General features: G+C 69.1%; 19 protein-coding genes. 10 read left to right on the top strand and 9 right to left on the bottom strand.

The features are described 5' to 3' along the window. Positions 1 to 112: 112 nt before the first annotated feature. The 4 genes from AC1DJH_RS23235 to AC1DJH_RS23250 are packed head-to-tail and all read left to right on the top strand — an operon-like array spanning position 113 to position 4,941. A complete protein-coding gene (locus AC1DJH_RS23235; RefSeq protein ID WP_478187321.1) occupies positions 113 to 1,165 on the top strand; it encodes an inositol monophosphatase family protein in 1,053 nt (350 codons plus the stop codon). After that, positions 1,165 to 3,408: an FUSC family protein gene (locus AC1DJH_RS23240; protein ID WP_472120912.1), complete on the top strand. Its 2,244-nt coding sequence runs from the start codon at positions 1,165 to 1,167 to the stop codon at positions 3,406 to 3,408. The genes AC1DJH_RS23235 and AC1DJH_RS23240 overlap by 1 nt, the downstream gene beginning before the upstream one ends. Next, the gene (locus tag AC1DJH_RS23245) at positions 3,408 to 4,484 is read left to right on the top strand and encodes a mechanosensitive ion channel family protein (protein WP_435436555.1); all 1,077 of its coding nucleotides are present in this window, start codon (positions 3,408 to 3,410) and stop codon (positions 4,482 to 4,484) included. Before AC1DJH_RS23240 ends, AC1DJH_RS23245 begins: the two co-directional genes overlap by 1 nt. Before the next feature lie 55 nt (positions 4,485 to 4,539). Continuing rightward, on the top strand, positions 4,540 to 4,941 hold the full coding sequence (locus tag AC1DJH_RS23250; protein ID WP_478187322.1) for a YbaN family protein: 402 nt from the start codon (positions 4,540 to 4,542) through the stop codon (positions 4,939 to 4,941). Positions 4,942 to 5,028: 87 nt separating this feature from the next. On the opposite strand, the gene AC1DJH_RS23255 is transcribed toward AC1DJH_RS23250, so the two are convergent. Next, a complete protein-coding gene (locus AC1DJH_RS23255; protein WP_478187323.1) occupies positions 5,029 to 5,505 on the bottom strand; it encodes an Lrp/AsnC family transcriptional regulator in 477 nt (158 codons plus the stop codon). Positions 5,506 to 5,611: 106 nt separating this feature from the next. Here AC1DJH_RS23255 and AC1DJH_RS23260 point away from each other — a divergent pair, with 106 nt between their 5' ends. Further along, complete coding sequence (locus AC1DJH_RS23260) at positions 5,612 to 6,232, top strand: LysE/ArgO family amino acid transporter (protein ID WP_478187324.1); 621 nt, start codon at positions 5,612 to 5,614, stop codon at positions 6,230 to 6,232. Here the strand turns inward: AC1DJH_RS23260 and AC1DJH_RS23265 are convergent. After that, positions 6,205 to 7,452 (bottom strand): DUF418 domain-containing protein, encoded by a 1,248-nt coding sequence (locus AC1DJH_RS23265; protein ID WP_478187325.1) that lies wholly within the window; start codon positions 7,450 to 7,452, stop codon positions 6,205 to 6,207. The two genes, AC1DJH_RS23260 and AC1DJH_RS23265, sit on opposite strands and share 28 nt — an antisense overlap. A gap of 126 nt (positions 7,453 to 7,578) precedes the next feature. On the opposite strand from AC1DJH_RS23265, the gene AC1DJH_RS23270 reads away from it, so the two are divergent. Then, a complete protein-coding gene (locus AC1DJH_RS23270; RefSeq protein ID WP_472120925.1) occupies positions 7,579 to 8,343 on the top strand; it encodes a hypothetical protein in 765 nt (254 codons plus the stop codon). Positions 8,344 to 8,368: 25 nt separating this feature from the next. On the opposite strand, the gene AC1DJH_RS23275 is transcribed toward AC1DJH_RS23270, so the two are convergent. Further along, on the bottom strand, positions 8,369 to 9,307 hold the full coding sequence (locus AC1DJH_RS23275) for a LysR substrate-binding domain-containing protein (protein ID WP_472120926.1): 939 nt from the start codon (positions 9,305 to 9,307) through the stop codon (positions 8,369 to 8,371). Positions 9,308 to 9,451: 144 nt separating this feature from the next. Between AC1DJH_RS23275 and AC1DJH_RS23280 the strand changes: the two genes are divergently transcribed. From AC1DJH_RS23280 to AC1DJH_RS23290, 3 genes are all read left to right on the top strand, one after another. Beyond that, the gene (locus tag AC1DJH_RS23280) at positions 9,452 to 10,465 is read left to right on the top strand and encodes a Bug family tripartite tricarboxylate transporter substrate binding protein (protein WP_472120928.1); all 1,014 of its coding nucleotides are present in this window, start codon (positions 9,452 to 9,454) and stop codon (positions 10,463 to 10,465) included. A gap of 135 nt (positions 10,466 to 10,600) precedes the next feature. Next, positions 10,601 to 11,608: a Bug family tripartite tricarboxylate transporter substrate binding protein gene (locus AC1DJH_RS23285; RefSeq protein ID WP_478187326.1), complete on the top strand. Its 1,008-nt coding sequence runs from the start codon at positions 10,601 to 10,603 to the stop codon at positions 11,606 to 11,608. 26 nt (positions 11,609 to 11,634) lie between these two features. Then, positions 11,635 to 12,951, top strand: a complete 1,317-nt coding sequence (locus tag AC1DJH_RS23290) for a sulfatase family protein (RefSeq protein ID WP_478187327.1) — start codon at positions 11,635 to 11,637, stop codon at positions 12,949 to 12,951. Between the two features lie 85 nt (positions 12,952 to 13,036). On the opposite strand, the gene AC1DJH_RS23295 is transcribed toward AC1DJH_RS23290, so the two are convergent. After that, a complete protein-coding gene (locus AC1DJH_RS23295; protein WP_478187328.1) occupies positions 13,037 to 13,903 on the bottom strand; it encodes a protein NO VEIN domain-containing protein in 867 nt (288 codons plus the stop codon). 99 nt (positions 13,904 to 14,002) lie between these two features. After that, positions 14,003 to 14,749 carry a hypothetical protein gene (locus AC1DJH_RS23300; protein ID WP_478187329.1) on the bottom strand — a complete coding sequence of 249 codons (747 nt, stop codon included), beginning with the start codon at positions 14,747 to 14,749 and terminating at the stop codon, positions 14,003 to 14,005. A gap of 145 nt (positions 14,750 to 14,894) precedes the next feature. Here AC1DJH_RS23300 and katG point away from each other — a divergent pair, with 145 nt between their 5' ends. Next, complete coding sequence (gene katG, locus AC1DJH_RS23305; RefSeq protein WP_478187330.1) at positions 14,895 to 17,153, top strand: catalase/peroxidase HPI; 2,259 nt, start codon at positions 14,895 to 14,897, stop codon at positions 17,151 to 17,153. A gap of 49 nt (positions 17,154 to 17,202) precedes the next feature. On the opposite strand, the gene AC1DJH_RS23310 is transcribed toward katG, so the two are convergent. Genes AC1DJH_RS23310 through AC1DJH_RS23325 form a run of 4 tightly spaced genes read right to left on the bottom strand, consistent with a single transcriptional unit; the run spans position 17,203 to position 21,419 of the window. Further along, entirely contained in the window at positions 17,203 to 18,000 is a 798-nt protein-coding gene (locus AC1DJH_RS23310) for a crotonase/enoyl-CoA hydratase family protein (RefSeq protein WP_478187331.1), read from the bottom strand. A gap of 13 nt (positions 18,001 to 18,013) precedes the next feature. Beyond that, the gene (locus AC1DJH_RS23315; RefSeq protein WP_478187332.1) at positions 18,014 to 18,997 is read right to left on the bottom strand and encodes an acyl-CoA dehydrogenase family protein; all 984 of its coding nucleotides are present in this window, start codon (positions 18,995 to 18,997) and stop codon (positions 18,014 to 18,016) included. 20 nt (positions 18,998 to 19,017) lie between these two features. Continuing rightward, positions 19,018 to 20,175 carry an acyl-CoA dehydrogenase family protein gene (locus AC1DJH_RS23320; RefSeq protein WP_478187333.1) on the bottom strand — a complete coding sequence of 386 codons (1,158 nt, stop codon included), beginning with the start codon at positions 20,173 to 20,175 and terminating at the stop codon, positions 19,018 to 19,020. After that, positions 20,172 to 21,419, bottom strand: a complete 1,248-nt coding sequence (locus tag AC1DJH_RS23325) for a CaiB/BaiF CoA transferase family protein (RefSeq protein WP_478187334.1) — start codon at positions 21,417 to 21,419, stop codon at positions 20,172 to 20,174. Before AC1DJH_RS23325 ends, AC1DJH_RS23320 begins: the two co-directional genes overlap by 4 nt.

Raw genomic sequence — 21,419 nt, forward strand, 5'->3', positions numbered from 1 at the left:
GGGGAGACACGAACGGGCGGACCCGGTAAAATCCCCCGATTCTCGCCGCCCGCATCGCCGGGCCGCTTCCAGGGGTTCCCAGAGGCTCCTTTCCTGTTCTTCTCACAATCCAATGTCGTCCCCCAACCTGCATCCCATGCTCAATGTGGCCGTCAAGGCCGCACGCGCCGCCGGCGCGATCATCAACCGCGCCGCCCTCGACGTCGAGGCCGTGCGCATCTCCCAGAAGCAGGTCAACGACTTCGTCACCGAAGTCGATCACGCCAGCGAGAAGGTCATCATCGAAACCTTGCTTGGCGCGTACCCGGGGCACGGCATCCTGGCCGAAGAATCGGGCACCGAGCATGGTGCGCAAGACTCCGACTACGTCTGGATCATCGATCCGCTGGACGGCACCACCAACTTCATCCACGGCTTCCCGGTGTACTGCGTGTCCATCGCGCTGTCGGTGCGCGGCAAGATCGAGCAGGCCGTCATCTACGACCCGAGCCGCAACGACCTGTTCACCGCCACCAAGGGGCGCGGCGCCTACATGAACGACCGGCGCATCCGCGTGTCCAAGCGCGTGAAGCTCAGCGAGTGCCTGATCTCCACCGGCTTCCCGTTCCGCACCGGCGACAACTTCAAGCAGTACCTGGCCATCATGGCCGACATGATGCCCCGCATGGCCGGCCTGCGCCGCCCCGGCGCCGCCGCGCTCGACCTGGCCTACGTGGCCGCCGGCTTCACCGACGGCTTCTTCGAAACCGGCCTCAACCCCTGGGACGTGGCCGCGGGTTCGCTGCTGGTCACCGAGGCCGGCGGCCTGATCGGCAACTTCACGGGCGAGCCCGACTTCATCGAGCAGCGCGAATGCCTGGCCGCCGCACCGCGCATCTACGGCCAGCTGGTGCCGCTGCTCGCCAAGTACTCCAAGTTCGCCAACGTGGACGACAAGCTGCGCGCCAGCGACCGCGTGCGCGCGGTGTCCGCCTCGACCAAGTCGAACCCGGAAGACGCCTCGGCCGACCTGTACGCCCGCAGCACGGTGGTCGACTTCGCCGATGCGCCGGCCGACGGCGACGCGTCCGCCGCGGCACCCGCCGCGCCGCGCAAGCTCACGCGCATCCGTCGCGACGCACCCACTGCCGGTGGCCCCTCCGAGGGCGACGCTTCCGCCAAGTGATGCCGGGGCCCCACGCCGCGCCCCGCCTTCGCGCGGCCCTGCGCATTGCGCTGAGCCACTACGTCGCGAGCGGGCTCACCGTGGCGCTGGGGCTGCTGTTCATCTCGGGCGGCATCCACTTCTGGCTGGGCACGCTCGCGGCCTCGGCCGCCGCCACCGGCGTGATCGTCACCGCGCCGCCCGACCTGCCCGGCCCGCGCCGCGGCAAGTTCCTGCAGATGCTGCCGGCGCCGCTCATCGGGCTGCCGCTGTTCTTTGCGGTGCAGATGCTGCACACCGCCCCCATCCGCCTCGGGCTGCTGCTGGTGCCCGCCACCTTCATGGCCTTCCTGGCCATGGCCTGGGGCAAGCGGGGCATTCCCATCGCCATCGCGGTGATGTTCTCCATGATCTTCTCGATGGCCACGCCCACGCCCACCGGCATGGCCGACGCGCTGGAGCGCACCTGGCACTTCGGCATGGGCGCCGGCCTGTACGTGATCTGGGCGACGCTGTCGAACCTGCTGCTCAACGGGCGCTTTCGCACCCAGTCGATCGCCGACGTGCTGTATTCGCTGGCCGCGCTGATGCGCACCGAGGCCAGCCAGTTCCTGCCGCAGGACGAAACGCGCGACGTGCGCGACACCCCCGCCCCGCTGCTGGGCCAGCTGCTGCGCGAGCAGGCCGCGCTGGCCGACCAGCTGCAGGCCACGCGCGACATCGTGCTCGAGTCGCCGCGCACGCCGCGCCGCCAGCGGCTGGCCGCCATGCTGGTGATCGTGCTCGAAATGCGCGACCAGCTGCTGGCCAGCGAGCTCGACCTCGACACCCTGCGCGCCCACCCGGCGCATGCCGAGGCGCTCATCCAGATGCGCACCGTGCTCGAGGAACTGTCCGACGAAACCATCGCGCTGGCCGACGCCCTGCTGATGCGCCGCCACCCCGAGGCCGTGGCCGACCGCCGGCCACGGCTGGCGGCCATCCATGTCTCGTCCGACGACAGCAACAGCCACGGTGGCCACATCGGGCCCACCGCCGCCATGCTCGCGCGCGGGCTGGCCAGCCGCATCGGCCACATCAACGACGAGGTGCTGCGCCTGTCGGCCATGGCGCGCGGCGACGTCGAGCCCAACCTGGCGGTGGTGCGCGCCAACTGGCAGATGTTCGTGAGCCCGACCGACTGGTCGTTTCGCCCCTTCTTCACGCTGTGGCGCTGGGACCAGCCGCCGCTGCGCCATGCCATTCGCGCCGCGCTGGCCATTGCCGCGGGCTACGCCATCGCGGTGTCGATGCCCTGGGGCTCGCACGACTACTGGATTTTGCTGACCATCGTGGTGGTGCTGCGCGGCAGCCTCTCGCAGACGCTGGAGCGCCGCAACGCGCGGGTGGCCGGCACGCTGCTGGGCTGCGTGCTCGCGGTGGCGCTGCTGTCGGGGCATCCGTCGGCGCTGATGCTGCTGGTGATCGTGACCGTGGCGCAGGCCATTGCGCACAGCTTCGCGGTGCGCCGCTACCTCATCACCGCCGTGGCGGCCACCGTGCTCGGCCTGGTGCAGGCCCACATGCTGAACGTGGGCGTGGCACCCATCTTCGCGCTGTTCGAGCGCATTGCCGACACGCTCATCGGCGCCACGCTCGCCTGGGGCTTCTGCTACGTGCTGCCCTCGTGGGAGCGCACGCAGATTCCGGCGCTGGTGGCGCGCGTGCTCACCGCGCAGGCGCGCCATGCGCGCCTGGCGCTCGGTCTGGGCCAGCTGCAGGCCATCGACAGCAGCCCCGAACTCGAATGGCGCCTCGCGCGCCGCGAGGCCTACGACAGCCTCTCGGCGCTGGTGCAGGCCACGCAGCGTTCGCTGTCCGAACCGCGCGCGGTGCAGCCGCCGCTGGAACCGCTCGAACACCTGCAGGCACACAGCTACCAGCTGCTCGCGCAGCTGAGCGCGGTGAAGTCGATGCTCGTGCTGCGGCGCGACCGCCTCACGCCGGACGACATCGTGGGCCCGATCAGCCGCACCTCGCAAAGAATCGAAGCCGCCATCGGAACTCTGCCCACCACCGGGCCCTCTCAACCCGAGAGCGCCGGCTCCACCGCCGTAGGCGGACCGATTCCCCTGCCCGACCCCTTCGACAACGACATCAGCCCCTGGCTGCTGCGGCGGCTCGACCAGGCCACGGCGCTCGCCACGCAGCTGCGCGACGACGCGGCGCGCATTCTTCAACCTCTGAACGAGACAACGGAAACAGCAAAGACGACCACCGCCTGATGACCAAAGAGATACTTGCCCACCCCTGGTTCGGCACATGGGTTGCCGCCCTGATCGCAGTTCCCCTTGCTCTTCTCGCCCACCGCATCGGTGGCATGGTGCTCAGGCGGATCACCCGCCCGGCCCCGACGATCCACACGATGGTGGTCAACTGCAACGCCGCGGCGCGGCTCGTGCTGCCGCTGGTGGCGCTCAACGTGGTGTGGCAGGGCGCGCCCGACGACCTGCGCTTCATCGGCAACGTGCGCCACCTCACCGGCCTGCTGCTCATCGCATCGACCACCTGGCTCGCGGTGAAGGCCATCAGCGGCTTCGCCGACGGCGTGCTCGCGCAGAACCCCTCCGACGTGTCCGACAACCTGCAGGCGCGCCGCGTGCTCACCCAGACGCGCGTGCTGGCGCGCACCGCCGCCACGGTGGTGCTGGTGGCCGGCGCCGCGATGATGCTCATGACCTTTCCGGGCGCGCGCCAGGTGGGTGCGAGCCTGCTGGCCTCGGCCGGCGTCATCGGCATCGTGGCGGGCCTGGCGGCCAAGCCCGTGTTCAGCAACCTCATCGCGGGCCTGCAGATTGCGCTGGCCCAGCCGATCCGCATCGACGACGTGCTCGTGGTCGAGGGCGAATGGGGCCGCGTGGAAGAGATCACCGGCACCTTCGTGGTCATCAAGATCTGGGACGAGCGCCGCCTCATCCTGCCGCTGACCTACTTCATCGAGAAGCCGTTCCAGAACTGGACGCGGCATTCGGCGCAACTGCTGGGCGCGGTGTTCATCTACGCCGACTACGGCATGCCGCTCGCGCCGCTGCGCGAAGAGGTGGAGCGCATCGTGAAGGCCGCGCCCGAGTGGGACGGCCGCTTCTTCAACCTGCGCGTGACCGACGCGACCGAACGCACCATGCAGATTCGCGTGCTGTGCACCGCGGCCACCTCGAGCCTGGCCTTCGACCTGCGCTGCAGCGTGCGCGAAGGGCTGATCGACTTCATGCAGCGCGAGTACCCGCAGTTCCTGCCCAAGATGCGCATCGAGAGCGATGGCCCGCAGGAGCGGGAACAGCCGCGGGCGATGGCCGCCTGAACGGTCCGAACAGCCCGAACAGCCCGAACAGCCCGAACAGCCAGAGCGTGCTGCGTTGAAGCCAGACCCCGAACGAAAGTCCCCGCTCACGCGGTTCCTGCTGTACGCCTTTGCCGTGCTGTGCCTGGTGCTGGGCCTCATCGGCGTGGTGCTGCCGGGCATGCCGACGACGGTGTTCATCCTGATGGCCGCCTGGGCCGCCGCGCGCAGCTCGCCGCGCCTGCACGCGTGGCTGCTGAACCATCGCCTGTTCGGCCCGCTGTTGCACAACTGGGAGAACGGCCGCACCGTGAGCCGCCGTGCCAAGTGGAGCGCGACGGTGACCATGGCGGTCTGCGCGGTGATCGTGTCGTTCACCGCGCACCGCGCATGGCTCGCCGTGCTGGCCATCGCGTGCATGGCAACGGTGCTGGCCTGGCTGTGGTCGCGGCCGCTGCCGGCCGTGCCTCCTGCGTGAGCCGAGTCCGTTTCGGGCTCGTGTCCAGGCGCGCACGCGTGATCGGCGGTGGCGTGTCGTGGGACGCGACGGCCGATGCCGCGCCGTCTATGCCGGCTTCGCCGGCTCGAGCTCGGCCATGCCCGCAGGCACCGCCACGGCCCTTGCCGGAATCGGTATCGACATGACGATCGACGTGCGCGTCTCGCCCAGGTGGTTGATGCTGCTCACGAAGGCTTCGAGGTGTTCGATGTCGCGCGCAATCACCTTGAGCACATACGAGTCCTGCCCCGTCACGTGGAAGCACTCCAGCACTTCGGTCTTGCCCTTGAGCAGCTTCAGCAGCCGCGCCTTGTCGGGCTGCGCGGTCGTGATGCCGACGAGCGCCGTCACGGTGTAGCCGACCTTGCGCGGCGGGACCACCGCGCGGTAGCCGTCGAGCACGCCGGCCTCTTCCAGCCGCTTCACGCGCTCGGAGGTCGAAGGCACCGACAGGCCCACCTGCTTCGACAGCGCCGTGAGCGAGGTGCGTGCATCGGCCTGCAGCACGTCGAGGATCTGCCAGTTCTTGCTGTCGATTTCCATGAATTTCAGGCTCGGGTTGACGATGGGCTTCCGATTTCAGGCAAACAAGGTGTTGCGCCTGCGTTTCGCCATTCTCTCCATCGATACGCCCCGGGACAATTCCTGCATGGATCTCGCTCTCTTCCTCAAGGCCCTGGTCATCGGGCTCTCCATCGCCGCCCCGGTCGGCCCGATCGGGCTGCTGTGCATCCAGCGCACGCTGGCGCATGGGCGCGGCATCGGCTTTCTCAGCGGACTGGGCGCGGCGTTGGCCGACGCGGTCTACGGGGCCATCGGCGCGCTCGGGGTGTCGGCCGTCGTCTCGACCATGGTTGCCGCGCGCGTGCCGCTGGCGCTGGGCGGCGCGGCGTTTCTCGCATGGATGGGCGTGCAGCTGCTTCGCGCGCCGGCCGCGTCCACGGCCAGGGCGGCGCAGGACGCAGCCACGCCGGTGAAGGCAATGCTGTCGATCTTCGTGCTGACGCTGGCCAACCCGATGACGATCCTGTCGTTCATTGCGGTGTTCGCGTCCATCGCGACCGGCCACGTGGGCAGCGCCGGCGCGGCGGCGACGATGGTGCTGGGCGTGTTCCTGGGCTCCGCGCTGTGGTGGCTCGGCCTGTCGACGGCGGTGGCGTCGGTGCGGCACAAGCTCGGCGATGGCGCCATGCGGTTCATCAACCGGTTGTCGGGCGCGGTGTTGCTGGCTTTCGCGGTGTATCAGCTCTCGACGTTGCTCGCGCGCTGAACGGGTGATGCAGGCGTTTTTCGCATTGGCGGCACTTCGAGATTGGTGAACGCCCGCAGCAGCCATTCGACCGGGCCGTAGACGAAGCGGCGCATCCACCAGCGGCTCAGCACCAGTTGGCACCCGAAGATCGCGAAGGCAATGGCGGTGGTGGCGAGCGGGCCGAAGGTGCCGATCCATCGCAGGCCGTAGGCCAGGAAGAGCCATGCGCACACCAGCGACTGCAGCAGGTAGTTCGACAGGGCCATGCGCCCGGCCGGCGCGAGCAGGCCTTCGACGGCCTTTCCGCGAGGGCCGAGCATCCACAGCACCAGCCCGCTCGCGTAGGCGGCGGACAGGAACGGCGCGGTCAGCAGGGTCGCGGAAAGGCCGTAGATCTCGCGGATCGAGTTTTCCACGCGCGCCGACGGCCAGGCATAGACGGCGGCGCCCGGCAGGCCGATCACCAGCCCCCAGACCAGCAGGCGCCGGAACAGCGTGCGGTGCTTCGCGGCATTCACGAACAGCCCGCGCCGGCCCGCGATGAAGCCGGCGAAGAACATGGCCAGCGCCGTCGGCGCCTGAACCAGCACGGTGATCCACCAGATCTGCGACAGCTCGCGCACGTGCTGCACGATCACCGTGGCGGGCGTGCCGCGGTAGGCCGCCAGCGCCCTGCCCGCCTCGGCGTACGCGCCGCGCATGTCCGTCGACAGGTTGACGAATGCCAGCAGGTAGCCGATGCCGGCCCACAGCAACGACGTGGCCAGCACCAGCCCGATGGCGACGCACGCCAGCACGACATCGCCGCGCCGCCGCAGCATCAGCAGCACCGCACCGATCACCGCATAGGTGGTGAGGATGTCGCCGTGGTACAGCACCACTGCATGCAGCACGCCGAGCACCCACAGCCCCAGGAGACGGCGCGCCATGCGCGGCGCGAACGGCGTGCCGATGCGCTGCGCGGCCTGCATCTGCAAGCTGAAGCTGTAGCCGAACAGGAACGAGAACAGCAGGTAGAACTTGGTCTCGAACACGAAGGTGCGCACGAACGACGCGCCACGCTCCACCAGCGACAGGCCCAGCGGGTCGGGCACGCCCGCCCCGTAGTAGGTCGACGAGAAGCTGGCGATGTTCACCACCAGGATGCCCAGCAGCGCGAAGCCGCGCAATGCATCGACGAGCGACTGGCGCCGGGGTGGTTCGGCGGGGGAATCGGGGAGGCTGGGGGTTTGGTTCATGGTCTGTCGGCGCGTGCGCGAAAAACTGCAAGGTGCCGGATGCCGCCGCGCCGGCAACGCAGGTTACCTGACCGATACTTCGCCCTTTTTCAAAATTCGCCGCACACGCGGCACGGGGAGAGTGCAATGATTTTTGTCTGGTCGGGTCTTGGTTTTCTGGTGGTGCCCATCGTGTTCGTCACTTCCATGGCGGTCTCGATGCTGCTCGAGCGCCTGCTCGGCGCCATCGGGCACAGCGAGTGGCTGATGGTCGCCATTGCGCTCGGCATTTTTTCTGGCGCGGCGGCCAACTGGTTCATCGGCCGCAAGCTCAACAGCAAGCCGCCACGCGAGCTGGTCGACGCCAAGACCAACGAGACGGTGCTGCTCTACAAGCGCCACAAGTTCTTCTGGGTGCCGATGCAGTACTGGTCGTTTCCGGTGGCAGTCGTCGGCCTGTTCGTGCTGTTGGCGCAGTCGACCATGGCTGCGCCGGCGGACAGCGGCAAGGCGCTGCCATCGCTGCAGGCGCTCATCGAATGCAAGGGCGCTGCCAGCGGCATTCCGGCCTACGCCGACAAGCTGGAAGACGGCTCGCTCGCGGGCTGGAGCAAGAGCGCGGAGCTCAGCGCCTTCATGTCCGACGTGTGGCACCTGCCCCAGCCGATCACGGTGGCGGGCTTCCAGGTGCAGGACGTGCGCTTCGGCAGCCACGAGCTGGGCAACTACTCGGTGCATGCCGTGACCGACAGCACCGACCTCGATGCGGTGGCGCGCCGGCTGGGCCTGCGCGGCGTCGACGGCCGGGGCCTGGCACGCGAGGCCGGCAAGGGCGCATGGACCGTGGCGAGCAAGCTCAAGGGTCGCGTCGAAGTGGGCTGCGAATACCCGAACCCCAGGATCGCCCACTGAGCGTTGCGCGACCCGCAGCGCGGCATCAGGCCTTGCGCTTGCGCACGATGCCGCGGATCTCCTCGATCAGCAACCGCGCGCCCTCGCCGAGCTCGCCCGCCTCGCCAGCTTCCAGGGTTCGCCGAACGGTGAGCCCCACGGGCCCTTCGGTGCCGGCGGTGTCGAGGGCCACGCGCTGGAGCTCGCCGCGCGCGAGCAGCCCTTCCACCGCGCCCTGCGGTGCGAACCACACCGCCTCCGAACGCTGCAGCAGGCCGACCGCGAAGCTGGTGTCGGTCGCCTCCACCAACTGGTTCGGCAATGCCATGCCTTGCGCGATGAGGAAGGCGTCCGCCGTGTGCCGGATCAGCGTGCCCGACACCGGCAGCACCAGCGGATAGGCAGCCAGCGCATCGAGCGTCGGCTTGCGCCGCGACGCCAGCGGATGCCCGGGCCGCACCACCAGCCGCAGCGGCTCGCTGTAGAGATGCTCGAACGCCAGGTCGGCCATGGCCGAAGCCTGCGCGAGCCGGCCGAGCACCAGGTCGATCTCGCCCTGGCGCAACTGCGTCATCAGCTGCGCATTGGTGCCGCTCGCCACGCGCACGCGCACCGCCGGGTGCGATGCGTGCAATTGCGCCACGGCTTGCGGCAGCAGCTCGCCCGCCATGTTGGGCAACGCGCCGACGGCCACGCGCAACTGGTCGGCCTCGGGCTGGTCCATGGCCAGGCCCAGGCCTTCGCGCAGCCCGCGCAACGCCGAGACGGCATGCCGCACCAGCACCTCGGCGGCCGGCGTGAGCTCCACGCCGCGGCGGCGGCGCAGCAGCAGCTGCCGCCCGACGATTTCCTCCAGCTCCGCCACGGTCTTGGACACCGCCGGCTGCGTGAGCGACAGCGCCCTGGCCGCGCGCACCAGGTTGCGCTCCTGCGCCACCATCACCAGGCATTGCAGATGGCGCATCTTCAAGCGTGCAAAGTTCATGGCTGACACGGTGGTTCCTTCTGGCGGCATCGTTCAAATATAACGACAGGGAATACCTGGCGGATGAGCTTTCAGTTGTGAAGCGAAGGCCGCCCTTCTAGAGTTGCCTTCGGTCCAGAGCCACAGAAAGACAAAGAGAGACACATGACCCACCGTCTGCAGAACGCTTCCGGCGGCGCGCGCCGCCGAATCGCCATCGCGGCCCTTGCGGGCCTCACGGCCTGCGCCGCGCTGTCCCTTGGCAACGCCGCCGTCGCGGCCGATGCGCCCTACCCCACCAAGGCGGTGAAGTTCCTCAGCAACTTTCCCGCGGGCGGGCCCATCGACATCCTGGCCCGCGCGCTGGCCGATGCGCTGCAAAAGGACCTGAAGCAGCCCTTCATCGTCGACAACCGCCCCGGCGCGGGCGGCAACATCGGCGCCGACCTGGTCGCCAAGAGCCCGGCCGACGGCTACACAGTGCTGCTGGGCATCGACAGCACCTTCACCATCAACCCGCACCTGTACGCGTCCATGCCCTTCACCGCGAAGGACCTGAAGCCGCTGATGATCTTCAGCTCCTCGGGCCTGAGCTTCGGCGTGGGCTCCGGCGTGAAGGCGAAGACGCTGCCCGAGTTCATCGCCCAGGCCAAGGCCGAGCCCGCCACCTTCAGCTCCGCCGGCAACGGCAGCCCGGGGCACATTGCCGCAGAAATCTTCGCCACCGAGACGGGCGCGAAGATCACGCACGTGCCCTACAAGGGCAACGCGCCGGCCGTGCTGGCGCTCATGGGCAACGAGGTGCAGGCCGGCATCCTGGCCACGCCGGGCCTGCTGCCGCAGGTGCAGTCGGGCAAGCTGCGCGCCCTGGCCGTCACCGGCAAGCAGCGCTCGCCGCTGCTGCCGCAGGTTCCCACGGTGGGCGAACTGGGCCTGAAGGACCTGGAGTTCGAGGTGCTCTACATCGCCATGGTGCCCGCGGCCACGCCCGAGCCGGTGATGCAGACGCTGCGCCAGTCACTGCAGAAAGCCATGGCCCTGCCCGAGCTCAAGTCGCGCCTCGCCTCGCTCGACATGGTGGCGCTGGCCGAGACCGGCAACGCCGCCAGCGAGCACCTGGCCGCGAACCAGGCGCGCTACGGGCGCATCGTGAAAGCAACAGGCATGAAGGTCGATTGACACCTTCGGGTTAACACGGGCGATGGTTGATTTGAACAATCAGATGCCGCGTCTTCAGAATCGTCCGCAACCGCGGACCTCGCGGCCACACCCACCGGCCACCGCCCGAACGACGAAGACCAGGACCTGCCCATCATGCTGACGAACCCGCCCTCCTCCCTGTCCACCCCGCGCGTGACGCGCCGCCTGGTCGGCCTGCTGGCCATCGCCGCCGCCACGGCGGCTTTCGCCACCGGCGCCGCCGCCCAGGCCAAGCTCGACACCCCGCTGCACCTCGTGGTCGGCTACGCCCCGGGCGGCGCCACCGACCGCGTGGCGCGCATCGTGGGCGACAAGCTCTCGGCCAAGCTGGGCGTGCCGGTGGTCGTCGACAACAAGCCCGGCGCAGGCGGGCGCCTGGCGGCGCAGCAGGTGAAGATCACGCCCGCCAACCAGAACGTGCTGATGCTGGCCAACCCCGCCGTGATGGTGGTGGCGCCGCTGGTCTTCAAGGACAACAACTACGACGCCGAGCGCGACTTCGTGCCCGTGTCGCACGTCAACGACTACGACTTCGCGCTGGCCGTGTCGCCCACCTTGCCCGTGCGCGAACTGAGCCACCTGCTCGCCTGGATGCGCGCCAACCCCGCGCAGGCCAACGTGGGCGTGCCCGCCACCGGCAGCCTGCCGCACTTCTTCGGCCTGATGGTGGGCGACAAGGCCAAGGTGCAGACGCAGGTGATCGGTTACCGCGGCTCCGCCCCGCTGCTGAACGACCTGATCGGCGGCCAGGTGCCCATTGCGGTGGACACCGAAGACGTGGTGCTGCCGCAGCATGCGGCGGGCAAGCTGCGCATCCTGGCGCTGTCGGGCGCCAAGCGCTCGCCGTTCGCACCGAACATTCCCACCTTCAAGGAGGCCGGCCTGGACCTGTCCGCCACCGGCTGGAACACCTTCTTCGCGCCGACCAGCATGCCCAAGGCCAGGGTCGAGCAGCTGGCCACGGCCATCCGCGAAGTCATGCAGGACGCGGACACGCAACGCAAGTTCAAGGACTCCGGCATGACGCCGGTGGTCAGCACCCAGGCGCAGACCGCCGCGATGCTCAAGGCCTACAAGGCGCAATGGGCGCCCGTGGTGCAGAAGTCCGGCTACCAGCCCTGAGCCCCCACAACATCCACAGCAGAGACATGACCCGACCCAACATCATCTTCATCGTTGCCGACGACCTCGGCTACGCCGACCTGGGCTGCTACGGCGGGCGCGACGCCGCGTTCGGCGCCGTGTCGCCCGTGCTCGACGGCCTGGCGGCCAACGGGCTGAAGCTCACGCAGGGCTACGCGAACTCGCCCGTGTGCTCGCCCACGCGCTTCGGCATGATCACCGCGCGCTACCAGTACCGCCTGCGCGGTGCGGCCGAGGAGCCCATCAACAGCAAGAGCCGCGGCAGCACCACGCTGGGCCTGCCGACCGACCACCCCACGCTGCCGTCGCTGCTGAAGGCCAGCGGCTACCAGACCGCGCTCATCGGCAAATGGCACCTGGGCTACCCGCCCACCTTCGGGCCGCTGCGCTCGGGCTACGACGAGTTCTTCGGGCCCATGTCGGGCGGCGTCGACTACTTCACCCACTGCGATTCCACCGGCCGCCACGACCTGTGGTTCGGCGAGGAAGACAAGAAGGAAGACGGCTACCTCACCGACATCCTTTCCAAGCGCGCGGTCGACTACGTCGAGCGCATGGCCGCGCAAGATGCGCCGTTCTTCCTGAGCCTGCACTACACCGCACCGCACTGGCCGTGGGAGACGCGCGACGACGCCGAGAAGGCGCCGACCATCAAGGACAACCTGTTCGACCTGGCCGGCGGCAACATCCACGTGTACCGCCGCATGATCCATCACATGGACGAAGGCATCGGCTGGATCATGGCCGCGCTGGAAAAGCACGGCATGGCGGAAAACACGCTGGTGGTGTTCACCAGCGACAACGGCGGCGAACGCTTCTCGGACAACTGGCCGCTGGTGGGCGGCAAGATGGACCTGACCGAAGGCGGCATCCGCGTGCCATGGATCGCGCACTGGCCCGCCGTGATCGGCAAGGGCGGCGAGAGCACGCAGCTGTGCATGACGATGGACTGGTCCGCAACCATGCTCGACGCGGCCGGCGTGTCGGCCGATCCGGCCTATCCGCTGGACGGCGTGTCGTTGATGCCTGTGCTCAAGGACGCGACGAAGAGCTTCCGCCGGCCGCTGCACTGGCGCATGAACCATCGCGGACAGGAAGCCCTGCGCGATGGGGACTGGAAGTACCTGAAGGTGGACGGGAACGAATACCTGTTCAACATTCCATCCGACGAGCGGGAGCGGGCGAACCTGGCCAAGAAGGAGCCCGAAAGGCTCGCCGCGATGCAGGCAGATTGGGCAGCCTGGAATGCGACGATGCCGGCGATTCCGGAGGATGCGACGGTCAGCCTGGGGTATTCGGTGAAGGATATGCCGCAGCGCTGAGGCGGCGCCCCCTCCAGAGGCACTCGGCAGAAGCGACATCGCCCCGCAAGACGGGGCGATGTGCTCTGTCGAAGGCTGAGGGCGTTCAACCCAGCGGGTCGTACCCCGGCGCCGAGCTGATCTCGGAGGCCTTGAAGATCTTGTGCTGCGCCGTCGGGCCGATGGCGTCCAGCACCACGATCAGGCGCCACAGCGGCTCGCGGGCCAGGCTGGTGCGCTCTTCGGCCGTGAGCTGGAAGCTCGACACGCCCGAGCCGGTGCCCTTCACCGCGACCCTGAGGAGCGTTGCGCCCTTGGAGTTCGACACTTCGAGGTCGTAGCCGAGGTTCTGCTCGCTCACGTTCTCGGCGTTGTAGCCGTAGCCCTTGAAATGGCGCGTGACAAAAGCGAGCGCGGCAGCCAGGATTTCTTCCTGCGAAGCCTGGCTGGCGACCACGGGGGCCAGCACTTCCGGCTCCGGCACATTGCTGCGCGCCTTGGCGGCCTTGATTTCGTCGTCGGTCGGAACCCAGCCGCGCGGGCCGCGCACGAGCACGGCCAGCTTGTCGTCGAGTTCCCAGCTGGCCACGTGCCATTCGTCGTCGTCGCGCACGCGCGTGGACACCTTGGCGTCCTTGTTGCTCTCGAGCTCGACGATGGCGATGCGGTTGGTCTGCACCACGGCGCGAAAGCCGGTGCCTGCGTCCCAGGTGCGCTTGAGCAACGACAGGCGGTCCTTGGCGCGCTGGACCTGGTGGGCGCTGCGTGCGCCGCCGTCGGCACGGCGCTGCACGTCGAGCGGCTCGAGGCAGAACCAGCGTCCGCCGGCGCCCACGCTCACCCACTCGGCCCAGATGGTGGCGATGACGTTGTCGCCCGTGGCGAGCCAGGCGTGGTCGAACGGCTTTTCGCGGGCGTCGAACACACCCATCTTGGCAACGATTTCGACGGGGGTGAGCCGTGGTCCGGACAATCGCTTTTCATTGATGACAGCGAGTACCTGGGGATCGACTTCGTTTTCCATTCAGCGGGCTTCTGGCTAGTTGTTGGGGGCTGGGGAGTATGACATCCGTCAGTCGGCGCAGCGCCACACGCCGGATTCGGGGCATACCACGGCCCGGGCGCCGTCCAGCCAGACCTGCTCCTCGGTCAGTTGCAGCGCGGTGGCGGGGTCGGTGTCGAAAGTGACCTGGAGTGCGCGGCCCACGGGGCCGTCTTCCAGGGGAAGCTCCCAGGTCAGGAACACCAGGGTGCAATCGTGGTCGGGCGCGAAATCGGCCGCATCGAAGCCGCTGGCGCCGCGCCGGATCACGGCATGCGGCTGGCCGGTGTCGAACACCACGGCGGTGCCCCGGGTCAGGGGAATGCGAAGGTCCGCGCCGGGGAAATGCAGGTCGAGGCCCTTGTCCTCGCTCAGGAAGAGATTGCAGAAGGCCGCGCCGCCGTATTGCTCGCCGTCGTGGTGATAGCGCGCGCCGCGGCAGGCCATGAGGGCGACGTCGCTGGCGGCCAGCACCTCGGGCAGGCCCAGCGCGCGCGTCCAGTCGGACGCGGCCTGCACGCAGTGCCTGTAGTCCGGCCAGCGCATGCGCGCCCTGGCCAGCGGCAGCGTCTCGACGTCGCCGGGATTCAGGGCCAGCGTCGATGCGACGTCCCGCTCCCAATCCGCCACCAGGCGCGCGGGCGGCTCGGGCACATCGAGCGTGCCCGACAGCACGACATGGCTCACGCCCCGGCTGCGCAGGGCGTCGCCGCTCCAGAAATAGGACGTGGGCCGTGGCGGCGTGGGCTGCGGGGGGTCGAAGTCGTTCGTTCGCATTCGTGGATGCACCGGGAAACAAGTCTTCCCTTTTACAGCCAGACGGCCGGCCCGCTATCACCGGAATTAAATGGTTCTATTCGCCCCACCGCGGCATCTGTCAGAGAATTTGCCGGTCCCCACAGCACAACCCAGGAGATCCTCCATGAGCAATGAAAAGACCGAAGCGAAGTGCCCGTTCAGCCAGGCCGCAGGCGCCGGCACCACCAACCGCGATTGGTGGCCCCAGCAACTGCGCGTGGACCTGCTGCACCAGCACTCGTCCAAGTCCGACCCGATGGGCAGCAGCTTCGACTACGCCACCGAGTTCAAGAGCCTCGACCTGGCCGCCGTGAAAAAGGACCTGGCCGCGCTGATGACCGACTCGCAGGACTGGTGGCCGGCCGACTTCGGCCACTACGGTCCGCTGTTCATCCGCATGGCCTGGCACAGCGCCGGCACCTACCGCATCGGCGACGGCCGCGGCGGCGCCGGCCGCGGGCAGCAGCGCTTTGCACCGCTCAACAGCTGGCCCGACAACGTGAGCCTGGACAAGGCACGCCGCCTGCTCTGGCCGATCAAGCAGAAGTACGGCAAGAAGATTTCCTGGGCCGACCTGATGATCCTCACGGGCAACGTCGCGCTCGAGACCATGGGCTTCAAGACCTTCGGCTTCGCCGGCGGCCGCGCGGACGTGTGGGAACCCGACCAGGACGTGTACTGGGGCCGCGAGAAGACCTGGCTCGGCGGCGACGTGCGCTACGCACAAGGCTCGCCCGGCGTCGACAAGGACCGCGGCGTGCTCGTGAAGGACGACGACAGCCAGGTGCCGCACACGCGTGACCTGGAGAACCCGCTGGCTGCCGTGCAGATGGGCCTGATCTACGTGAACCCCGAAGGACCGGACGGCAACCCCGACCCGCTGGCCGCGGCGCGCGACATCCGCGACACCTTCGCACGCATGGCCATGGACGACGAGGAAACCGTGGCGCTCATCGCCGGCGGCCACACCTTCGGCAAGACCCACGGCGCGGCCGAGGCGTCCAACGTGGCGCACGAACCCGAGGCGGCCGGCATCGAAGCCCAGGGCTTCGGCTGGAAGAACAGCTTCGGCACCGGCAAGGGCGGCGACACCATCACCAGCGGCCTGGAAGTGACCTGGACCACCACGCCCACGAAGTGGAGCAACAACTTCTTCGAGAACCTGTTCGGCTTCGAATGGGAGCTGACCAAGAGCCCCGCGGGCGCCCACCAGTGGGTGGCCAAGGGCGGCGCCGGTGCCGGCACCATCCCGGACGCGCATGACCCATCGAAGCGCCACGCGCCGACCATGCTCACGACCGACCTGTCGCTGCGCATCGACCCGGCCTACGAAAAGATTTCGCGCCGCTTCCTCGAGAACCCCGACCAGTTCGCCGACGCCTTCGCCCGCGCCTGGTTCAAGCTGACGCACCGCGACATGGGGCCGCGCGTGCGCTACCTCGGCCCCGAAGTGCCGGCCGAAGAACTGATCTGGCAAGACCCGATTCCCGCGGTCGACCATGCACTGGTCGATGCGCAGGACGTCGCGGCGCTGGGCCAGAAGGTGCTGGCCTCGGGCCTCACGCCGGCGCAGCTGGTCTCGACCGCATGGGCTTCGGCATCGACCTTCCGCGGCTCCGACAAGCGCGGCGGCGCCAACGGTGCGCGCATCCGCCTGGCACCGCAGAAGGACTGGGCCGTGAACGAGCCGGCGCAGCTGGCCAAGGTGCTGCAGGTGCTGGAAGGCATTCGCAGCGAGTTCAACGCGGCGCAATCCGGCGGCAAGCAGATCTCCCTGGCCGACCTGATCGTGCTGGCCGGTGGTGCCGGTGTGGAGCAGGCCGCGCGCAACGCGGGCCGCGAGGTCAAGGTCCCGTTCACGCCGGGCCGTGCGGACGCCTCGCAAGCGCAGACCGATGTACCCTCCTTCGCGCCTCTGGAGCCTGCCGCGGACGGCTTTCGCAACTACACGAAGGCGCGCTTCAGCGTGCCGGCCGAAGTGCTGCTGGTCGACCGGGCACAACTGCTCACGCTCACGGCGCCTGAAATGACGGTGCTGGTCGGCGGCCTGCGCGTGCTCGATGCCAATGTCGGCCAGAGCAAGCACGGCGTGTTCACCAGCAAGCCGGGCACGCTGAGCAACGACTTCTTCGTGAACCTGCTCGACATGGGCACGGAGTGGAAGCCGGCCTCGGGCGGCAACGAGCAGTACGAAGGGCGCGACCGCAAGTCGGGCGAACTCAAGTGGACCGGCACGCGCGCCGACCTGGTCTTCGGCTCGAACGCGCAGCTGCGCGCCATCGCCGAGATCTACGGCAGCGCCGATTCGCAGGACAAGTTCGTTGCCGACTTCGTGGCGGCGTGGACCAAGGTCATGAACCTCGACCGGTTCGACATCGCCTGACCGCGCAGCGCCGGCCGCACCGCTTCATGCGCGCGCGGCCGGCGCACCCTCATTCGTTGCCGAACACCGGCTTGCGCTTTTCCACGAAGGCGCGCACCGCCTCGCGGTGGTCACCGGTCATGTGCGCAATGGCCTGGTAGCCCGCGGACATCTCGAGCAGCGATTCGAGCGTGCTGCGCTCCCCTTCGCGCAGCAGCCGCTTGGTCATGCGCAGCACGCCGCCCGGGTTGGCGGCGATGCGCGCGGCGAGCTTCAGGCTTTCTTCCATCAGCTGCTCATGCGGCACCACGCGCGACACCAGGCCGCAGGCCAGGGCCTCCTGCGCCGTGAGCAGGTCGCCGGTGAACGCCATTTCCGACGCCTTCGACATGCCCACCACGCGCGGCAGCAGCCACGCGCCGCCGTCGCCAGGCACGATGCCGACCTTGACGAAGCTCTCCGCGAAGGTGGCCTTGTCCGACGCAATGCGGATGTCGCACATGCAGGTGAGGTCCATGCCCGCGCCGATGGCGGCGCCGTTCACTGCGGCGATGACCGGCACGTCGAGGTTGTAGAGCGCCTTGGGCAGGCGCTGGATGCCGTTGCGGTACTCCTCGCGGATGACCTCGGGCGAGAGGCCTTCCTTTTCATAGCGCTGCATGTCCTTCACGTTGCCGCCCGAGCTGAACACGGGGCCGGCGCCGGTGAGCACGACCACGCGGATGCTGCGGTCCAGCGTGACCTGCGCGCAGGCCTGCACGATCTCGTCGACCGCGGTGTTGCCAGTGAGCGCGTTGCGCGTTTCGGGCTGGCTCATGGTCAGCGTGAGGATGGCGCCGTCGCGCTCGGACTTCAGGAAGGTCGTCATGGGGGTTCTCTTTTCAAACAAGGTCGGTGGTGGCGCGCACGAGGTCGAGCGCAAGGCCCTGGCGCTGGTCCACCAGCGCGCGGCCGACCACGTCGTGCCAACAAGACTCGGAGCCGCCGGCCTGGCGCCAGGCGTGCAGGCGCCGCGTGTACAGCTGCAGGTCGAACTCCTCGGTGAAGCCGATGGCGCCGTGGATGGAGTGGCTCAGCGCCGCCACTTCGAGCGCGGCCTCGCTGGTGCGCGCCTTGGCGATGGCCACGCGCAGGCGGTCGGTGCTGCAGCCCATCTGCGCGGCCATGCGGGCCGCGAAGGCGTGCTCGGAGATCACGCCCAGCTGGTGCTGGATGGCCTGGAACTTGCCGATGGGCCGCCCGAACTGCTGGCGGTCGTTGGCGTACTGCAGCGTGCGCGTGAACACGCTCATCAGCGCGCCGGCGAGCTGCGCGGCGAGCACGCAGGCCAGCGGCACGCGCACGTCGGCCACACCCGGCACCGGCAGCGCGGCGGACTGCGCGGGGGCCGGCCACGACAGCGTGGCGTCCAGCGGCGCGACGGCGGCCGCCGACGCTGCAGCATCCACCGGCAGCAGCAGGCAGGTCTTGCCCAGCCCCACCAGCACCCAGTCGGCCACGCGGCCGAAGCTCACGCGCTCGCACACCAGCGTGCCGTCGCCCTGCAGGCGGCCCTGCGCCAGCGCGATGCTGCCGCCGGGCCGCGCCACGCCCGCCTGCGCCAGCAGCGAGCGCGCCACCATGGTCTCGGCCAGCGGCACGGGCACCACGAAGGCACCGCACAGTTCGAGCAGCGGAAAGGCCTCGGCCAGCGAGAGACCCGCGCCGCCTTCGGCCTCGGGCAGCAGCGCATCGGCGAAGCCCGATTCCTCGATCGCCTCCCACAGCGCTTCGGCCGATTGCCCGCCTTCGATGTCGCGCACGGCCTGCAGCGTGCAGCGGTCGGTGAGTACGCCGCGCAGGGCGTCGATGTAGATGTCGTCCATCGTGGGTTGTCCTTGTGGTGTCAACGCAGGCCGAGGCCGCGCGCGATCATTCCGCGCAGGATGTCGCGCGTGCCGCCGCGCAGCGAGAACGACGGCGCCACCTGCGTCACGTAGTCGAGCGTGCGCAGCAGTTCGAGCGGAATGTCCTGCCCGTCGCGGGCATACAGGTCGTCGGCAATGGCGGCGGGAATGAGCTGCTCCACGCCCGTGCCCAGGTCCTTGACGAGCGCAGCCTCGACGATGGGGCTGCCTCCCTGCGCCACCTTCTCGGTGACGGCGAGCGACATGGCGCGCAGCGGCGCGAGCTGGCTCAGTATCTTGCCGGCCAGCCGCACCGATGCCGGGGTGCGACCGGCTTCGGTGCGCACGAAGGCCAGCCACTCGTCGAACAGCACGATGCTGGAGAACAGCCGCTCGGGCCCGCTGCGCTCGAAGGCCAGCTCGGCCGTCACCTGCTCCCAGCCCCTGCCCTCTTCGCCGATGAGCGCGTCGGGTGCGAGCGCCACGTTGTCGAAGAACACTTCGCAGAAATGCGAGTCGCCCGACAGGTCGGTGATGGGCCGCACCGTGACGCCCGGCAGGCCCAGGTCGACGATGACCTGCGACAGGCCCTTGTGCCGGTCCTGCGCGTCGCCCGAGGTGCGCACCAGCGCGATCATGTACTGGCAGTGGTGCGCGTTGGTGGTCCAGATCTTCTGGCCGTTGAGCGTGAAGCCCTCGTCCGTGCGCACGGCACGGGTGCGCACGCTGGCCAGGTCGGAGCCGGCATCGGGCTCGCTCATGCCGATGCAGAAGAACGACTCGCCGCGGCAGATCGGCGGCAGGTAGAAGCGCTTCTGCGCCTCGGTGCCGTACTTCAGGATGAGCGGGCCGCTCTGGCGGTCGGCGATCCAGTGCGAGCCGACGGGCGCGCCGAAGTTCAGGAACTCCTCCACCAGCACGTAGCGCGCGAAGGCGCTGCGGCCGCCGCCACCGTATTCCTTGGGCAGCGTGATGCCGAGCCAGCCGCGCTTGCCGAGTTCGCGGCTGAAGGCGCTGTCGTAGCCCGACCACGACTTGGCGCGGATGTGCGCGGGCACGTTGGCCAGCGCGTCGGAAAGAAAGGCCCGCACGGGCGCGCGCAGCGCCTCGTCCTCGGGCGGGATCGCTGTCATCGACAGCGAGGTCAGCGCGCTCATGCGACTACTCCTTGTTTCATCAAATCAGCAATCGCCTCCGGCGCCATGCCCATCACGTCGGCCAGCACGTCGCGCGTGTCCTGGCCCAGCAGCGGCGGCGCGCGGCGGTACTGCACCGGCGTCTGCGACATGCGCAGCGGGCTGGCCACCAGCGGAATCTCCCCGGCCACCGGATGCGTCATGCGGATCTGCGTGCCGCGCGCCTTCACCTGCGGGTCTTCGAACACGTCGGCGATGGTGTTGATGGGGCCGCAGGGCACGCCCACCTGCTCGAACAGCGCGATCCACTCGGCGGTGCCGCGCGTGACGGTGAGCTCGCGCATCAGCGCGATCAGCACCGTGCGATGGGCGATACGGTCGGCATTGGTCCTGAAGCGCGCGTCGCCGGCCCACTCCGCATGCCCGACCGCGCGGCAGAAGTTGCCGAACTGCCCGTCGTTGCCGATGGCCAGGATCATGAAGCCGTCCTTCGTCGGAAAGTCCTGGTACGGCACGGTGTTCGGGTGCGCGTTGCCCATGCGCCTGGGGGAGCCGCCATACAGATGGTTCATGCCCTGGTTGGCGAGGCAGGCGACCTGCACGTCGAGCAGCGCCAGGTCGATGTGCTGCCCCACGCCCGTGAGGTCGCGCGCCTGCAGCGCAGCCAGGATGGCGGTGCTCGCATAGAGCCCCGTGAGGATGTCCGTAAGCGCCACGCCCACCTTCATCGGGCCCGCGCCCTCTTCCCCGTCGGCGCGGCCGGTGATGCTCATGAGCCCGCCCATGCCCTGCATGAGGAAGTCGTAGCCCGCGCGTTGCGCATACGGGCCCGTGTGGCCGAAGCCGGTGATCGAGCAATACACCAGCCGCGGGTTGAGGGCATGCAGCGACGCGTGGTCGAGCCCGTACTGCGCGAGGCTGCCCACCTTGAAGTTCTCGATGACCACGTCGCAGCGCTTGGCCATCTCGCGCACCAGCGCCTGGCCCGCCGCGGTGGTGAAGTCGATGGCGACCGACTTCTTGTTGCGGTTGGCGCAGAGGTAGTAGGCCGAGTCGCGTGTGTCTTCGCCCTCGCGGTCTTTCAGGAAGGGCGGGCCCCACAGGCGCGTGTCGTCGCCGCGCCCGGGGCGCTCGATCTTGATGACCTCCGCGCCCAGGTCGCCCAGCGTCTGGCTGGCCCAGGGCCCGGCCAGCACGCGCGACAGGTCGAGCACGCGGATGTGCGACAGCGCGCCTGCCGAAGCTGGTGCAGGCGGGTTGTTCAT

The sequence above is a fragment of the Variovorax sp. 10N412 genome (assembly GCF_056394985.1).

What these genes read in the sequence shown, in the direction of transcription:
- AC1DJH_RS23260 (WP_478187324.1), top strand. Translation starts at nt 5,612, where the DNA reads ATGGATCTCGCTCTCTTCCTCAAGGCCCTGGTCATCGGGCTCTCCATC.
- AC1DJH_RS23240 (WP_472120912.1), top strand. Translation starts at nt 1,165, where the DNA reads ATGCCGGGGCCCCACGCCGCGCCCCGCCTTCGCGCGGCCCTGCGCATT.
- AC1DJH_RS23300 (WP_478187329.1), bottom strand. Translation starts at nt 14,749, where the DNA reads ATGCGAACGAACGACTTCGACCCCCCGCAGCCCACGCCGCCACGGCCC.
- AC1DJH_RS23235 (WP_478187321.1), top strand. Translation starts at nt 113, where the DNA reads ATGTCGTCCCCCAACCTGCATCCCATGCTCAATGTGGCCGTCAAGGCC.
- AC1DJH_RS23310 (WP_478187331.1), bottom strand. Translation starts at nt 18,000, where the DNA reads ATGACGACCTTCCTGAAGTCCGAGCGCGACGGCGCCATCCTCACGCTG.
- AC1DJH_RS23275 (WP_472120926.1), bottom strand. Translation starts at nt 9,307, where the DNA reads ATGAACTTTGCACGCTTGAAGATGCGCCATCTGCAATGCCTGGTGATG.
- AC1DJH_RS23290 (WP_478187327.1), top strand. Translation starts at nt 11,635, where the DNA reads ATGACCCGACCCAACATCATCTTCATCGTTGCCGACGACCTCGGCTAC.
- katG (WP_478187330.1), top strand. Translation starts at nt 14,895, where the DNA reads ATGAGCAATGAAAAGACCGAAGCGAAGTGCCCGTTCAGCCAGGCCGCA.
- AC1DJH_RS23245 (WP_435436555.1), top strand. Translation starts at nt 3,408, where the DNA reads ATGACCAAAGAGATACTTGCCCACCCCTGGTTCGGCACATGGGTTGCC.
- AC1DJH_RS23255 (WP_478187323.1), bottom strand. Translation starts at nt 5,505, where the DNA reads ATGGAAATCGACAGCAAGAACTGGCAGATCCTCGACGTGCTGCAGGCC.
- AC1DJH_RS23270 (WP_472120925.1), top strand. Translation starts at nt 7,579, where the DNA reads ATGATTTTTGTCTGGTCGGGTCTTGGTTTTCTGGTGGTGCCCATCGTG.
- AC1DJH_RS23325 (WP_478187334.1), bottom strand. Translation starts at nt 21,419, where the DNA reads ATGAACAACCCGCCTGCACCAGCTTCGGCAGGCGCGCTGTCGCACATC.
- AC1DJH_RS23315 (WP_478187332.1), bottom strand. Translation starts at nt 18,997, where the DNA reads ATGGACGACATCTACATCGACGCCCTGCGCGGCGTACTCACCGACCGC.
- AC1DJH_RS23280 (WP_472120928.1), top strand. Translation starts at nt 9,452, where the DNA reads ATGACCCACCGTCTGCAGAACGCTTCCGGCGGCGCGCGCCGCCGAATC.
- AC1DJH_RS23265 (WP_478187325.1), bottom strand. Translation starts at nt 7,452, where the DNA reads ATGAACCAAACCCCCAGCCTCCCCGATTCCCCCGCCGAACCACCCCGG.
- AC1DJH_RS23320 (WP_478187333.1), bottom strand. Translation starts at nt 20,175, where the DNA reads ATGAGCGCGCTGACCTCGCTGTCGATGACAGCGATCCCGCCCGAGGAC.
- AC1DJH_RS23285 (WP_478187326.1), top strand. Translation starts at nt 10,601, where the DNA reads ATGCTGACGAACCCGCCCTCCTCCCTGTCCACCCCGCGCGTGACGCGC.